The sequence below is a fragment of the Arthrobacter sp. zg-Y844 genome, assembly GCF_024385465.1.
Classification (GTDB): Bacteria; Actinomycetota; Actinomycetes; order Actinomycetales; family Micrococcaceae; genus Arthrobacter_B.
On sequence record NZ_JANFLS010000001.1, the window covers coordinates 421,370 to 437,792 of the forward strand.

Below are 16,423 nucleotides of genomic sequence, written 5' to 3' on the forward strand. Positions count from 1 at the left end.
CTTCCACCAGTCTAACGCACCGAGGGCGGCGCCTTGGAAGTCAGGAGCTGCCGTCCCGGTTGGACCGGCGGATGCGCTTGGCCCGCTCGATTTCGGGGCGGAACCGCTTACGGGACCACCCGATACCTGCCACCACTGCGGCCACGATCACCAGAAGGATAAGGAATTCCATCTTCCGAGCCTAGCGGAGCCGTTGCCCGGCGTCAGCGGCACGGGGCTCCTCCTTAGTCTGCGCGCGGCGGTCTGCGCCTTGCACGGGATTGCTGCTGGTCCCTCCCCCGATCCCTCCGGCACCGGAGCCGGCCAGGTCGGCCGGAGCCGGTTGGCCGGTGCCGGAGAACAGCCTCTCCCCTGCGCTGCACGCGCCAAGGATCCGCCGGGCCGTCAGTGCGTGCGGTCCTCTTCGGGTCCCTGCATACGGCCCGGACCGTGTGCGTCCGTTCCGGGTCCGGCGTTGCTCCCGGATGCAGGCCCGACTCCATCGGCACTGCCGGTGGTGGAGGGTCCGAAGACCGCCGAGGCACTCCCCTGCGCCGGATACACCGCTGCCGGTGGCGCCGGCGGAGCAAACGCCGTTGCCGAACCCGACTGAGTGAACCCGGGCACCGGCACCGGAATGGCCGGTGGGGTCCCCTGCGTAGTTTGAACAGTTGGATTCCCCGGGTCATCGGTCCGCACGCGGGTGAGCCGCCAGACGGCCAGGGCGATCAGCCCGATACCCAGCAGGGCCAGGAGCAGGAACGTGTAGCCCCGCAGGTACCAAAGCACCGCCAGCGCTACACCGGCCGCGCCCCACAGGGTGAACAGCCGTCTGCTGGCCAGGAGGCCGAAGGCCAGGAGCCCGGCATGTGCCACCAGCGCCCAGAGCTGTTTTCCACCTCCACCGAAGATGACAGTGGACAGACCGCTGGCGGAAAGAATGACGGCCGAAACCACCAGGACCGCAGTGCCCCGCCGGTCACGTTTGCGAAGGAACTCGTAAGCCGCCAATCCGGCCAGGACGGTGGCCCAGTACTGCAGGGACCAGAATCCGCTGACGTGGCCCAGGACGAGCCAGCCCATCCGCTGCACCGCGAGTGCAGTCACCAGCACGGCGGCCTGCACTGCCTGCTCGCGGAATCGGGATGGAACCTCCAAGAGTGCCAACGCCAAGGCAGCAACCACAGTCAGTGCACCGGCTGCGGCGGACGAATCCGGGGCCATTGCCGGTATGGCGGCCAGAGCCGGGATAAGGGCCGACGCCGAACCCAGGATGCGCCGGCGGAGCTGCGAGGGCGAAATGCTGCCCGCCGCACCACCGGTCCCGGACTCTTCGACCGGACGGACGGGGGTAAGGAGGCGGATGGCTTGGAGAACAGCCACGGTCCCCCAGAGCGGCAGCAGCGAAGCGAAGCCGGTGTCCCCGCTGCCGGCCAGGATCGTGTCGAAGAGTCCCCGGAACAGGACCATCATTCCTACGGTGAGCAGGACCGGCGTCCCAACGGCCAGCCAGGTGAGGCTGCGCGTATAGGAGACCGCCAGGAAGATCACTGCGCCCAGGACGAAGGCAGCAGCCGTCAGGAAGCGGTTGTCTGCGGCCGCGCTGATCGCAAGGACGGTAGAGGTATACCCGATGGCAGTTACCAGCAGTGCCGTACGGGTGGGCTCGTCGAGGGACCGGCGCGCTTCCCCGCACAATGCCGCCGCTGCGAGGACGAGCAGAACCGATCCTGCCGCGCCGGTGGTGAGCAGCGGTTCCGGAATTGGCCCCCGGCTGCTGAACTCCAGCAGGTCGGCGAGGACCAGCCCCAGCACACCCAAAGCGTACGCGGCGGGATAAACAACCCAGGCTGACCTCGGGTGGCCTTCCGCGCGGCGCCGCGTGAACACCGCCGCGGCGGTGATGAGGAGCAGGACCAGGTGCAGCGCAACGACGTCCCGTTGGATTGCCGTTCCGGCAAGGAATCCGTAGGTGATCGGAAGCAGGGCCAGCAATGCGATGCTCAGCCACTGCGACGTTTCCGAGTATCCATGGGCGTCGAGCCGGCGATGCAGCAGGGTGCGGAACAACTGCTGTATCGCCAGAGCCATTGCCCCCGCAATGTACAGACCGTGCATGCCGACGCCGAGGTCGGTGGCTACGAGCACCGTCTGGACCACCAGCAGGCCCTGCACGCCGAGGAGATATAGACCGCGGTTGGGTTCCGAGCGCTTCAGTGCGAGGTGCGCCGAGTAGGCCAGCGCTGCCAGAACCAGTAGTTCGTAGCCGCACAGCCCCAGTACTCCGGCACCTACGGCCGCGGCAGCGGCGAATCCTGCCAGCGCCGCTGCTTCATACCGGTCGGGAAGCAACAGCGATGTGGCTGCGTTTGCGGCCAGCGCGGTCCAGAGCAACGCCAAGGTCCAGCCGGTCCCGTGTCCCTCGACCCCGCGGGATGCGGCAGTAGCCAGCAGCGCCACCAGTGCGGCGGCGGCGAGGAACTCGGCAGCAAACTTCAGCGGCCTGCCCCTCCGCACCCGGACGACGGCGGCCAATTGGCTGAACACTGCCACGCCGGCGGCGCAGACGACAAGGAACATCAGCATGCCGCTTTGCGCTGCCGGGCCCTGGAGTCCGATATATGCCAGCGGAACTCCTGTTGATGCAGCCAGGCCGCCCCACCGCGCCCATGCTGCAAGCCCCAGGGGTTCCAGCATCCCGGCAAAGATGGCCCGCAGCACCTGTCCGACGGCAATGCCGACTGCCACGGCAGCGAAGACCCGGTGCACGTCCCCGGTCAGGTCGGCCGCCGCCAGCCCGGCCAGGACAACCGCCAGGATGTGGGCAGCCAGGAGGTAGGCACCACGGAGGGGGTTGCTGCGTCCCAGGGCTAGGTATGTGCAGTAGGCAAGGGCTGCCAGCACGAGGATCTCGTACCCCCTGACCCCCAGGACGCCCGCTCCAACGACGGCGGCTGCGGTGAAGCCGGCGGGTGCAGTCAGAGCCGGCCAGCTGCGGCGGAGCAGCAGCGCCGTAAACACGTTGACACCAAGCGCCGTTGCGAGAACGGCCACGGTGGCAACTGCTCCGTTGCCTTCCGCCGCCCGTACGCCGATCTCCATCAGCAGCACCAGTCCTGCTGCGGCGACAGCTCCGACCGAAGCCTTGGTGCCGGGGACACTCCTACTGCCGGTGCCGCCGGCGGTCCCGCGGGAGACTGCGGCAGCGGGCGCCGGCAAACCGGTACCGGCCTCGCCGCGTTCACCGAAGTGCGTCCGTCCCGCCGCCCCAAGTGTGTAGGCACCTTGGGTGAGGACCGCGGACCCGATACCGATGAGCAGCAGGACGACTCCGGTCTCCGACCGTGCCGCCGTGTAGGTAAGGAGGTAATAGAGCGGGGGCAGCGCCGCCAGCACGCTGACGGTTGCCCACAGGAGTGTCTGGGAGAGTCCGAGCCCCCGGAGTTTCCGGTCCAGGAGGACCCGCAGGAGATGCTGGGCAGCCAGGCAGACCGCCATGGCAATGAAGATCCCGTGCACCCCTGCTCCGAGGTCTGCGGCAATCAGGGCAGACAGAGCAGTCAGCTGGGTCTGTCCTGCCGCCAGGTAATAGGTTCGGTGCGTCTTGGGTGCCAGCTTCCAGGCCAGGACGGCACAGTAGCAAAGAGCAGCGGCTGCAAGCAGTTCGTAGCCCCTGACGCCAAGGACGCCTGCACCCGTAAGCGCAGCAGCCGCGAAGCCAGCCGGTGCAGCAAGGAGATACCTTCCGGAGGGCCGCAACACGGATGTCAAAACGTTTCCGGCCACAACGGTCCACAGGCCCAGCAAGGTCAACGCCAGCCCCGGCGATTCCTGGAAGCGGAGCAGCAGGGTCAGGACCGCCGCGGCAGCAGCGGCAGCCGTGATGGCGGCACCCGGGAAGCGTTCGGGTTTCGCGCGCCGGGTACGGACAACGGAAACCGCCTGGTTGGCCGTCAGTGCGAGCACCGCGGTGACGAGGCCCCAGGCTCCTGCATTCACGCCGGGTACTCCGGCAAGGGATGCAAGGACAGTCAGGGCCACCAGCAGGACAGCCGCAGCACGTGCGGCGAGGACGAATACCAGGCGTTCCTCCGCGCCGCCCCGCACCGCACGGACCACCAGGTAGGCAGAGAGGACTGCGGTGGCCAGGACGCCCGGCCACAGTGCGTCACCGGGCATCAATGTGTTGGGCACGAAGGCCAGGGCGGCAGGCACCAGGACGGCATACTCGAGCAGTCCGCCCAGCTTCCAGGCAGCGGCCAGATACGTCATCAGGACCACGACGGCGGTTCCGGTGAAGGCAGCGGAACTTCCCGAAGACTCCCATTCGCGAACCACGTACCAGAGTCCGGCTGCCAGTGCGGTGCACGCCTGCAGAACCAGCAGGGCGGCCACATCGACGCGGAAGAACCTGCGTGCAGCCTCTTCGGGGGCAGCCGCCGGTTTCTTTTTGAGGCTGATGGCCGCCGCTGCAGGCCCGGATTCGGCTGCCGGGGCCGGCGGGAACGCGGCGGGAGATGACGGGGCCGGCGGGGCCGGCGGTGCCGACACACCTGCGGGCTTTTCGCCCTGTCCCGCCGCCGTTGCCAGCGGAGCGGACCCCCCTGTTGATCCGGCACCGGCCTCGTGGCGGGAACGCTCGTCGATCTCCCCGTCCAAAGGCAGCCCGGTGCTCCTGGCAGCCACCTGCAGCAGGGCTGCGGCCCCGTACAAGGGGCGGCGTGCCAGGACCCCTGCCGTCTGGACCGCGACCTGCACTGCGAACGCGAGCAACGTCAGCTGGGTGCTGTCCGTAAAGGAATAGAACAGGGACGTAAGTCCCACGGTGCCGGCTGCCCGCAGTCCGTAGCTGTTGACGAGCTGGTTTCGGGCGGGTCCCTGCCAAAGCATGACTGCGTAGTAGAGGGCGAATGTGAGGAACAGGATTCCCAGCTGCGCCGCGCTCAGCTGGCCGGAGATCTGGACGGTGGCTATGGCCGTAGCCGGAACCAGATAGCGGTGGGAGCGGACAAATGCGTCCACATAGAGGTTGTTCAGCCAGCCCGGACGCCGGACCGCCGCGAGGCTGATCAGGGTGGCGATGATGACGGTGAAGAGGAAGTACCAGACAATTCCCCAGCGCAGTGCCGCACCGGAAGCCAGGCCCGAGGACAGCAGGAACGTCAAGGCGAGATAGGTGACTACCCGGCTTTCAATCTTTGCAGCGGCGTAGGCGAACGCCGCGGTTCCAACCACCGAGGTGACAAGCCAGGCTGCAGGCCCGTCCGGAAGCACGAAATTGAACAGGGCGAGTCCGACCACGGGGATCAAGGCCAGGCCAGTACCCGTAAAGGCTACGGCTGCCGGCCGAAGGCGGGCGCTCCTGGCATGGATGACCAGTCCTGAAACGTAGAACAAAGCCGTGACAGCGACAACTCCGAAGAAGCGCGCCTCTGCGGGGATGGCCAGCCCGATGAACAGTGCCGCGGCAGCCACCAGCAGGAGGCTGGCGGAGTAGAGCGTGATGTTGATGTTGCGCAGGTCCCGGCGGCGTTTTTCTTCCTTCAGCTCGGCTTCCGTCTTCACCGGCGGAGCCGGCTTGGGGGGAACCGGCCTGGGCTGGACGGGAACGTTCCGGTTCGGTGCGGCAGGCACGGGGGCGACGGTCGGCGGGTGGCCGCCCGGCACCCCGGCAGGGGGCACAGCCGCTGACGGAGCATGGAACGGAGACGAGGGAACAGTGTAGGAAGAGACATACGAAGCAGTGGGTGCCGGGGCTGCAGCGGGGGCAGGTGCCGCGGCGGCAGCCGGAGCCGGTGTAGCAGCAGGTGCACCGTGGGCAGGTGAAGCAGGAGCCGGTGCGACGGCGGCAGGATCCGAGTCAGCCGAACCCTCCGGAACGTGGATGGTCGCCGGTGGCCGGAACCGCGCAGCTGCATCCCTGAATCCCGCCCGGTAGCCGTCCTCATAGATTTGGGCCGGCGGCGGCAGCGGCCTGCCCTGGCCGTCGAGGGGTCGGGCGGCTTTTTTGCCTGCCGACCGCCCTACGGCGAAACTGGCTGCGGCTGCGGCCAGGAATAAGAGAAAGACCCCCATGAAACTGCTACCTTCCGGTTCGAGTTCGACTGGAGACCATCCTAGGGTGCTGCACCTCACATCCCGGCAACTGTTCGATCCGGTGTGCGTATCTTTCCGTGCGTGGCGCACCCGGGCGTCCTGTGCAGGAACAGTCCCCGCGTGCCCGCGGCCAAGGGGCAGCCGGCCGGTCCCGGTCCGGACCCGGAAGGCGGCCCGGCGACCCCCGGCCGAAATGCGCTCCGCCTGACGATCTGGGCCAAGGGCTGTTCCCGCCCGGATAACGAACTGGTAGCGTCGGCGCACGAGGAGCCAGGGGGAAGGCGCCCACACGAACGGAAAGGGCCTTGCGGCCATGTATCTTTCGGTCCTCGGAACGCACTCCGGCATCACCGGAACGGTGCAGGTTCCCAACTCCAAATACCACGCCCACCGGGCGCTGATCCTGGCTTCCCTGGCTCCGGGCACCAGCCGCATTTCCGGCCTGACCGATGCCCGCCACGTGCAGTACACGGTGGCTGCGCTCCGCCAGCTCGGTACCGGAATAGAGGTGCAGGATGACACCTTTATCGTCCACGGCGGGCCGTACCGTCCACGGCGTGCCGTTGTCTCCGCCGGCAGCTCCGGAACCACGTTGTACTTCATGGCCGGACTCGCCTCGCTGGGGACACGCGACGTCGTCGTCACCGGGCAGAAATACTTCCAGCGCCGTCCCATCGGCGCATTGCTGGCCGCCCTGCGCGAGATGGGCGTCGACATCGCCTCGAGCGACGACTGCCCTCCCCTGCAGGTTGCCCACGGGCGGCCGCGCGGCGGTGAAGTCCATATCTCCGGGACCCTCTCGCAGTGGATTTCCGGACTTCTGCTGCTGGCACCGTTTGCCCGCTCCGAAACCACCGTGGTGGTGGAGGGCCAGCAGAATGAATCCAGCTACGTGGAACTGACCCTCGCCATGATGGCGCGGTTCGGATTGCAGGTGGAGGCCTCCGAGGACCTCAGGCGCTTCCGGATTCCGGCGGACCAGCAGGCCGTCCCCGCGGACCTGCGGCTCCCCCCGGACATCGGGTCGGCGGCCTTCGGAATCGCGGCGGCGGCCCTGCATCCGGCAGATATTTCCCTTACCGGACTCAGCGCCACCTCCTCAACCGGATCCGACCATCCCGAGGCTGACTTCCTTGACCTGGCGGCACAGATGGGAGTGCCGATGGACTACGACCAGGCAACCGACGCGGTGAGGGTCCGCCATCAGGGCCTGGACCTGCAACCCGTAGACGTCGACTGCCGCCGCGTCCCGGACATGCTTCCGGTGCTGTCCGTGATGGCGTGCCTCGCCAAGGGGCGGAGCGTTTTCCGCAACATCGACCATGTGCGGATGAAGGAGTCCGATCGGGTGGCCGCCATGCTGCAGCTGAACTCCATGGGCGCGGACCTCACCGTGGAGGGCTCTACCTTGGTGGTCCGCGGAGTCGGCAGCTTGGACGGGGCCGATCTCTCCTCTTTTAATGACCACCGGGTCCTCATGTCCCTGGCCGTGGCGGCCTCAGCCGCAGAAGGACGCAGCACCCTCACATACCCAAACGCCTACCGCATTTCCTACCCCGAATACCTGGCGGCCATGACCGCTTTCGGGCTGCGCATGAAGGTCGAGGACGGCGTGATCCAGCGTCCCCGCCGCAGCCGGCCGGCCCGGACCGCACGCGGAAGCCGCTCCCGAAGCATTTCCGGACCGGCCGCAGTGGAGGCGGCAGCGTCCGTCACCGGTCCGGACTGGGTACGGCGCTGGGCGGCGGAACGCCCCAACGAAACAGCGGTGGTCGACGGCGGCCCGCGGGTATCCGGGCACCTCACCTGGTCCGAACTCGACACGCAGGCCGACCGCGTCGCCGCAGCACTGCTGGAGCTGGGGGTGCGGCCGGGCGACCGGGTGGCTTTCCAGCTCCCCAACCGAAGCGAGTTCGTTGTCCTCACCGTGGCTGTCCTCCGCCTCGGCGCGGTCGCCGCACCCGTGATGCCGATCTTCCGGGAACGGGAGGTGGCGCTGGCACTGAACCGGGCCGGCGCCCGCGTCTTCGTTGCCGTCGAGGAGTTCCGCGGACGCCGGCCTGCGGAGGAACTGGCCGGGCTCCTGCAGCGCACGGACCGAGCCGATGCGGTGCCCGCCCCCAAGGTAGCGGATGTCCTCGTGCTGCCCAGTGCCGCGCCGCGGCGTCCCCTCCCCTCTGTTGCCGGCGGCCCGCGGTTCCACGACTGGGACGCTGTGCTGAGCCGCGTTACCCCTGCGGCTGTCCTCCGTCCCGGTGCTGCGCCAACCGCCGGGGATCCTGCACAATTGCTTTTCACCTCCGGAACCTCCGGGGAACCCAAGGGTGTGGTGCACCGTCATGGAACGCTTAGCCGCGCTGCGGCCATGGAAGCGGCGCACCTGGGCCTCACCAGTGATGACGCCGTCTTCATCCCGTCGCCCCTGGCCCACCAGACCGGCTTCCTGTACGGAATGTGGCTCTCGTTCGTCCTCGGCTGCCCGCAGATCCTGCAGCCGGTCTGGGACGTGGAGCGGGCCGTGAAACTCATGCGCGGGTGGCGCGCCACCTTCGTCCAGGCAGCCACCCCGTTCCTCACCGACTTGGTTGCCGCCGTAGACGCGGGTACCGCCGCTCCGCCCAGCCTGCGCATCTTCGTTGCCACAGGCGCCGCCGTCCCCCGGCACCTCGCTGAGCGCGCCACACGCGTCTTGGGCGCGGGCATCTGCGGTGCGTTTGGAACCACTGAAACCTGCCTGGCCACCCTGGCGTCGCCCGGGGACGAACCGGTAAAAGTGTGGGGCACCGACGGGCGGGCCCTGGCGGGTGTGCGGGCCCGGATAGTCGACGACGGCGGCCTCCTCCTGCCGCCCGGCGTGGAAGGAAATTTCGAACTTCTCAGTCCCACCGTCTTTGACGGGTACCTTGACCGTCCGGACCTGACCAAGGAAGTCTTTACCGAAGACGGCTGGTACCGCACGGGAGACACCGCCGTCCTCGATGATGCCGGGTACCTGCGCATCACCGGACGGGTTCGCGACATCATCAACCGCGGAGGGGAGAAAATCCCGGTGGCCGAGATCGAGCAGCTGCTCTACCGGCATCCTGCCGTACGGGACGTTGCCGTGGCCGCCATGCCCGATGACCGGCTGGGCGAGCGGGCCTGCGCCTTTGTCGTTCCCGTGGCGGGGATGCGCCCGCAGCTGGGTGATCTCACCGGGTTCCTCGACCGGCACCGCGTCGCCAGGCATTACTGGCCCGAACGCCTCGAGCTGGTTGATGCCCTCCCCCGCAATGCGGTGGGCAAGGTGCAGAAGTTCCTGCTGCGGGACAGGGCCCGCAGCTTCCCCGACGGCGGCGGACCGCCGAAGCCCGGCACACCGGATCGGAGCAGCCTGTGAGCACTGCAGCCATCGCACCCGACGGAAGGGGCAGCAGTATCCCGGACCCTGAATACCGAGAGCTGCTCACGTCCGTTACCGCGTGGGTCGAGGGCCCCGGCGAGTCATGGGCAGACCGCATTGAAACCAGCGGCACCGCACCCGATGCCCTGTGGAAGGAACTCCGCGAGGCTGGCTTCCTTTCCCTGGCGGCACCTGTGGAACTGGGCGGCCGGGGGCTGAGCTTTGTCCAGTGGATGGGGCTGATGGAGGTCTTCTCCCGTTCACACGCTTCGGTCCGCATGATCGTGCACGTGGTCAACGGCACCTGGCGGGCCATGAATCCGCATGCCGACGAGGCGCAGCGAAGGAAATTCGTCCTTCCCTCCGTGGCAGGAGAGCTGCTGGTCGCCTTCACGCTCACGGAACCGGGCAACGGCACGGGAGCGGATATCACCTCGAGTGTCCGGCGGGTCGGCGACACCTACTACCTGACCGGCCGCAAGCATCTGATCACGTTCGGTGTGCGCTGCGACTACTGGCTGCTTTTTGCCCGGCTGGAGGGCAGCTCCGGCAGCGGCGGAACGGTCGCGCTGCTGGTGGACCGGCAGGCGCCCGGCGTCGAAGTGGAAGACACCTCGCAGACCATGGGGGTCCGCGGCACCGACCATGCCTCCCTTGCTTTCAGGGATACTCCGGTCCCCGTCGCCAACCGACTCGGAGCGGAGGGAGACGGACTCGCCGTTGCCCTCGGCGGCTTCCTCACCCCCAGCCGGATCTCCGTGGCGATGAGCTGCGTCGGGCTGGCCCAACGTGCCCAGCAGCTCGCAGTTGCCCATGCCCTGGAGCGGACCACTTTCGGGAAGCCGCTCGCCGCACGGCAGGCCATCGCCTTTGCGCTGGCGGAAAACGCCGCTGATATCGAGGCTGCCCGCGCTTTGACCCTGCACGCAGCTTCGGCCTGGCAGGACGGCGCTCCCGACGCCGGTTCGCTGTCCTCCATGGCCAAGCTGACCGCCGTCGATATGCTCACCCGTGTGACCGACAAGGCACTGCAGGTCCACGGCGGCATCGGCTACTGGAAGTCCGCACCCATCGAGCGGGTGTACCGCGACGCGCGGGCGCAGCGCTTCGAAGAGGGAACGAATGAGATCCAGAAAACCGTGATCGCCCGCGGTATCTTCCGCCGGGACCAGACACCGGCCGACGCCGCGCTGCCCGATCCCGATCCGTCTCCCGAGCCGTCTCCCGATCCGTCCGCGGCTCCTGCCGCCCGTCCCTGACGCCGGCATGCTGGACCGGGTCTTCTCCCCCGTTTCCCTTGGGCCGCTGCAGCTGGACCACCGGATCATCATGGGCTCAATGCACCTGAACCGGGAGGATGACCCGCTCGCCCTGGCCGCGTTCTATGCGGAACGGGCGGCCGCCGGAGCCGGGCTGATCGTCACGGGCGGAGCGGCCGTGAACCGCGCCGGCGCCGGCGGACCCAACTACCTGCTGATCAATGAGCCCGAAGCCGCCGCTCGGGTTTCCCCGATGCTCAACGCGGTGCACGATGCGGGCGGCAGGCTTGCCCTGCAGCTGTTCCACGCGGGACGCTACGCCCGGGAGGGCACATACGGGCTGCGTCCGGCCGCGCCGTCGGAGGTGTATTCAGGCTATTCACGCACGCTGCCCCGAGCGCTCACGCCGAAGCAGATCGAAGACACGCTTGCGGACTTCGCCGCGGGTGCCGCTGCCGCCCGCGCCCTGGGCTTCGATGCCGTGGAAATCATGGGGTCCGAGGGTTACCTGATCAACCAGTTCGCCTCGCCCCTGACCAACCTGCGACAGGACCGCTGGGGCGGGGATCCGCAAAGGAGACAGGCTTTTCCGCTGGCGGTGCTGCAGGCTGTCCGGGACGCCGTAGGGCCCGGCTACCCGGTCATCTACCGGACGTCGGGCGCAGACCTCGTCGCCGGGTCGAGCTCCCGGGAGGAATCGGCGGCCCTGGCGGTCGCACTGGCGCGGGAGGGGGCCGATGCCGTCAACATCGGCATCGGCTGGCATGAGTCCAGGGTCCCGTCCGTGCAGGGCATGGTTCCGCATGGCCGCTGGATGGCCATTGCAGGGGAGATCCGCGCGGCCCTGGCGGCTGCGGGAGTTCCCGTGCCCGTCATCGCCGGCAACCGGATCAACTCGCTGGAGCATGCGGAGCGGGCCCTGGCCTGCGGGCACGCGGACCTGGTTTCCATGGCCCGTCCCTTCCTCGCCGACCCGGCGATCGTGGCCAAGACCCGGCGCGGAGCGTCGAACCTCGTCAACACCTGCATAGCCTGCAACGAGGCCTGCATCGACCGTTCACTGGGCGCCGAGCCTGTCTCCTGCCTGGTCAACCCGCGCGCCGGCCGCGAAACAGAGTTTCCGCTCCCGCTGAAGCCGCCCCGGCGAGCCGTGAGCACCCCCGCACGGGTTGCCGTGGTGGGGGCCGGCCCGGCGGGGATGCAGGCCGCGGCAACCCTGGCGCTGGCCGGACATCGCGTGGACCTCTATGAACAGGACAGCTCCATCGGCGGGCAGTTCCGGCTGGCCGGCAAAGTGCCGGGCAAGGCAGACTTCCTGCAGACAATCCGCTACTTCACCCATGAACTGGCGCGGCTGGGCGTCCGCGTCCTGACCGGCGCCGCCCCCGAAGCCGCGCAGTTGGCCGGCTATTCACACCTGGTGCTGGCCACCGGTGTCCGGCCCCGGACCGTCCATCTGCCGGGCACCGGCCTGCTCCCCGTGCTGGACTACCGGCAGGCCTTCGCGGACCCGGCCCCGCTGGGCCGCCGTGTGGTCATTGTCGGTGCCGGCGGCATTGCAGTGGACCTTGCACGCCTGCTGGCGGATCCCGGCGTTGCGGGCGGTCCCCGGGACGTGACGATACTGCGCCGGGGAGCCCGAATCGGGCAGGGCATCGGCCCGTCCACACGGTGGGCTGTGCTGCAGGACATCCGGGCTGCCGGCGTCCGGACCCTGGCCGGGACCACGCCGTTGGACGTGACTCCCCTCGGGCTCCGGGTCCGGAACCTTGACGGCACGACGGCGCTCCTGCTGGCTGACGCCGTCGTCCTGGCTGCGGGACAGGTGCCGTACAACCCGCTCCGGTTCCAGCGCGACGCCCGCGGCATGCCCGGTACGGTGATCGGCGGCGCGCTGGACGCCTCGGGCCTGAACGCGGTCCGTGCCTTCCAACAGGGGCTGGCGGCCGGCACCGCCGTGGCGCGCCACCTCGACCGGCAGAAACCGGAGGACGGGCCCCGGCTTAAAAGCAGCAGGGCCCCGCTGCCATAAGCAACGGGGCCCTGCTAAGAACCGATGAGGTTCAGGCTAAACCATCAAATTACTTGATGATCTTGGTGACGCGGCCTGATCCAACGGTGCGGCCGCCTTCGCGGATAGCGAAGCCGAGGCCCTCTTCCATAGCGATCGGCTGGATGAGCTCAACGGTCATCTCAGTGTTATCGCCGGGCATAACCATTTCAGTGCCCTCGGGGAGGGTGATGACGCCGGTTACGTCCGTGGTACGGAAGTAGAACTGCGGGCGGTAGTTCGAGTAGAACGGGTTGTGGCGTCCGCCTTCATCCTTGGACAGGATGTAGACGTTGGCTTCGAAGTCGGTGTGCGGGGTAATGGAACCCGGCTTCACGACAACCTGGCCACGCTCTACGTCTTCGCGCTTGATACCGCGGAGCAGCAGGCCACAGTTCTCGCCGGCCCATGCTTCGTCAAGCTGCTTGTGGAACATCTCGATACCGGTAACCGTGGTCTTCTGGACCGGACGGATGCCGACGATCTCGACCTCGGAGTTGATGGCGAGGGTGCCGCGCTCGGCGCGGCCCGTGACAACGGTTCCACGACCGGTGATCGTGAAGACGTCCTCGATCGGCATCAGGAACGGCTTGTCCTTGTCGCGAACGGGGTCCGGCACGTTGTTGTCAACGGCTTCCATGAGCTCTTCGACGGCTGCAACCCACTTGGGGTCGCCTTCGAGAGCCTTCAGGCCGGAAACGCGGACGACGGGAGCGTTGTCGCCGTCGAAGTCCTGGGAGCTCAGCAGTTCGCGAACTTCCATTTCCACGAGGTCGAGCAGTTCTTCGTCGTCAACCATGTCGGACTTGTTCAGTGCGACCAGCAGGTAGGGAACACCAACCTGGCGGGCGAGCAGGACGTGCTCGCGGGTCTGTGCCATCGGACCGTCGGTAGCGGCAACCACGAGGATTGCGCCGTCCATCTGAGCTGCACCAGTGATCATGTTCTTGATGTAGTCAGCGTGGCCGGGGGCGTCTACGTGTGCGTAGTGGCGCTTCTCGGTCTGGTACTCGATGTGCGAGATGTTGATGGTGATGCCGCGCTGGCGCTCTTCAGGTGCAGAGTCGATAGCAGCGAAATCGCGCTTTTCATTCAGATCAGGGTACTTGTCAGCAAGCACCTTCGAAATGGCAGCGGTCAACGTCGTCTTTCCATGGTCAACGTGACCAATGGTGCCGATGTTGACGTGCGGCTTAGTCCGCTCGAACTTTGCCTTCGCCACGGGTTCCTCCTAGAGAGTTAGAAGACTCAATCTCCAGCCGCGCTTTTCGCAACTGAAACTGATGTAAGTCTACTTGGGGCTGTTTATTTGATGAAATTGCCGATTTCCGCAGCAGCCTCGCAAGGCCGCTCAGTCTGGCTATGCGCCCGGTCCGGGCCGAAGCCCGGACCGGCCGCACACGGTGGGTGGCCCGGCGTGAACCGGTCCACCCTCCAAGTTTTACTCGCCGCGCGTCTTCTGGATGATCTCGTCGGCAACTGCCTTCGGGACCTCGGCGTAGCTGTTGAAGGACATGGAGTACACGGCGCGGCCCTGGGTCTTCGACCGCAGGTCGCCGATGTAGCCGAACATGCCGGACAGCGGGACGTGCGCCCGGATGACCTTTACGCCGGCTGCGTCTTCCATGGACTGCATCTGGCCGCGACGGGAGTTGATGTCACCGATAACTTCACCCATGTATTCCTCAGGGGTGCGGACTTCAACATCCATCAGCGGTTCAAGCAGGACAGGGCTTGCCATACGTGCGGCTTCCTTGAAAGCCTGCCGTCCGGCAATCTTGAACGCCATTTCCGAGGAGTCGACGTCGTGGTACGCGCCGTCAAGCAGCGTAGCCTTGATGCCGACAACCGGGTAACCGGCGAGCACACCGTCAGTAAGCGCGCTCTGGATACCCTGGTCAACGCTGGGGATGTATTCGCGCGGAACGCGACCACCGGTGACCTTGTTCTCGAATTCGTAGAACGTGCCGTCGGACGTATCCAGCGGCTCGATGGCGATCTGGATCTTAGCGAACTGACCCGAACCACCGGTCTGCTTCTTGTGCGTGTAGTCGTGCTTGGCGACTGCACGGCGGATCGTTTCGCGGTAGGCAACCTGGGGCTTGCCCACGTTTGCCTCGACGCGGAACTCGCGGCGCATGCGGTCCACCAGGATGTCCAGGTGGAGCTCGCCCATGCCGGCGATGATGGTCTGGCCGGTGTCTTCGTCGAGGGAGACCTGGAAGGTCGGGTCCTCTTCGGAGAGCTTCTGGATGGCCGTGGAAAGCTTCTCCTGGTCACCCTTGGTCTTCGGCTCGATGGCCACGGAAATCACGGGCTCCGGGAAGCTCATGGATTCCAGCACGATCGGTTCCTGAAGGTCGCACAGGGTATCGCCCGTGGTGGTGTCCTTCAGGCCGATGGCGGCGTAAATGTGGCCCGTCGTGATTTCCTCGACCGGGTTTTCCTTGTTGGCGTGCATCTGGAAGAGCTTTCCGATGCGCTCCTTCTTCTGCTTGGTCGCGTTCATGACCTGGGCGCCGGAAGCAGCGTGACCGGAGTACACGCGGATGTAGGTCAGACGGCCGAAGAACGGGTGCGTCACAACCTTGAATGCCAGAGCCGAGAACGGAGCGTTGGCATCAGCGGCGCGTTCGAGGATGACCTCTTCGTCGCGGATGTCGTGGCCCTTGATGTTCGGGACGTCAAGCGGGCTGGGCAGGTAGTCGACGACGGCGTCCAGCATCGGCTGCACACCGCGGTTCTTGAAGGCAGAGCCGCACAGAACCGGGTAGACCTCGGAGTTGATGGTCAGCTTACGAATGCCGGCCTTCAGCTCGGCAATGCTGATCTCTTCGCCTTCGAGGTACTTGTTCATCAGTTCGTCGCTGGCTTCAGCAACGGTCTCAACGAGCTGTGCGCGGTACTCTTCGGCCTTTTCCTGCAGTTCTGCGGGAATCGGTTCGATTTCGTACTTGGCGCCCATGGTCACGTCACCCTTGGCGTCGCCGCGCCAGGTGAGTGCACGCATTTCGAGGAGGTCAACGACGCCTTCGAATTCGCTTTCGGAGCCGATCGGCAGCTGGAGGACCAGCGGCTTGGCGCCGAGGCGGTTGATGATCGTGTCTACGGTGAAGTAGAAGTCAGCGCCCAGCTTGTCCATCTTGTTGACGAAGCAGATACGCGGAACGTCGTACTTGTCGGCCTGGCGCCAGACAGTCTCGGACTGCGGCTCAACGCCTTCCTTGCCGTCGAAGACAGCAACGGCGCCGTCGAGGACGCGCAGGGACCGCTCAACCTCGACAGTGAAGTCAACGTGACCCGGGGTGTCGATGATGTTGATCTGGTTGTTGTCCCAGTAGCACGTGGTAGCTGCGGAGGTGATGGTGATACCCCGCTCCTGCTCCTGTGCCATCCAGTCCATCGTGGACGCACCGTCGTGGGTCTCGCCGATCTTGTGGTTGACACCCGTGTAGAACAGGATGCGCTCAGTGGTAGTAGTCTTGCCGGCATCAATGTGGGCCATGATGCCGATGTTGCGGACCTTATTCAGGTCGGTAAGCACGTCAAGTGCCACGGTTTCTCCCTTTTTTGGTTGCTTCCGTCAACGGCGCTTATCCGGCTGAAGCCCTGCGGCCCGCAAATGCGGGCCACAGGGCCGTCAGCGGCTGCCGTCAG

At 66.8% G+C, this 16,423-nt stretch carries 7 protein-coding genes; 3 read left to right on the top strand and 4 right to left on the bottom strand.

The window, feature by feature from the left end:
• Positions 1–40: 40 nt before the first annotated feature.
• Positions 41–172 carry a hypothetical protein gene (locus NNX35_RS01975; protein WP_255764880.1) on the bottom strand — a complete coding sequence of 44 codons (132 nt, stop codon included), beginning with the start codon at positions 170–172 and terminating at the stop codon, positions 41–43.
• A 212-nt stretch (positions 173–384) separates the two neighbouring features.
• Positions 385–5,544, bottom strand: a complete 5,160-nt coding sequence (locus NNX35_RS01980; protein ID WP_255764881.1) for a hypothetical protein — start codon at positions 5,542–5,544, stop codon at positions 385–387.
• Between the two features lie 844 nt (positions 5,545–6,388).
• On the opposite strand from NNX35_RS01980, the gene aroA reads away from it, so the two are divergent.
• Genes aroA through NNX35_RS01995 form a run of 3 tightly spaced genes read left to right on the top strand, consistent with a single transcriptional unit; the run spans position 6,389 to position 12,748 of the window.
• A complete protein-coding gene (gene aroA, locus NNX35_RS01985) occupies positions 6,389–9,454 on the top strand; it encodes a 3-phosphoshikimate 1-carboxyvinyltransferase (protein ID WP_255764882.1) in 3,066 nt (1,021 codons plus the stop codon).
• A complete protein-coding gene (locus tag NNX35_RS01990; protein WP_255764883.1) occupies positions 9,451–10,716 on the top strand; it encodes an acyl-CoA dehydrogenase family protein in 1,266 nt (421 codons plus the stop codon). The genes aroA and NNX35_RS01990 overlap by 4 nt, the downstream gene beginning before the upstream one ends.
• A 7-nt stretch (positions 10,717–10,723) precedes the next feature.
• Positions 10,724–12,748, top strand: a complete 2,025-nt coding sequence (locus NNX35_RS01995) for an FAD-dependent oxidoreductase (protein ID WP_255866834.1) — start codon at positions 10,724–10,726, stop codon at positions 12,746–12,748.
• A gap of 49 nt (positions 12,749–12,797) precedes the next feature.
• Here the strand turns inward: NNX35_RS01995 and tuf are convergent, their stop codons facing one another.
• Positions 12,798–13,988, bottom strand: a complete 1,191-nt coding sequence (tuf, locus tag NNX35_RS02000) for an elongation factor Tu (RefSeq protein WP_227918747.1) — start codon at positions 13,986–13,988, stop codon at positions 12,798–12,800.
• 219 nt (positions 13,989–14,207) lie between these two features.
• Entirely contained in the window at positions 14,208–16,322 is a 2,115-nt protein-coding gene (fusA, locus tag NNX35_RS02005) for an elongation factor G (protein ID WP_255764885.1), read from the bottom strand.
• Positions 16,323–16,423 lie beyond the last annotated feature (101 nt).

Bases quoted from the DNA above. Each gene is read 5' to 3' on its own strand.
- aroA (WP_255764882.1), top strand. From the start codon at position 6,389: ATGTATCTTTCGGTCCTCGGAACGCACTCCGGCATCACCGGAACGGTG.
- NNX35_RS01995 (WP_255866834.1), top strand. From the start codon at position 10,724: ATGCTGGACCGGGTCTTCTCCCCCGTTTCCCTTGGGCCGCTGCAGCTG.
- NNX35_RS01975 (WP_255764880.1), bottom strand. From the start codon at position 172: ATGGAATTCCTTATCCTTCTGGTGATCGTGGCCGCAGTGGTGGCAGGT.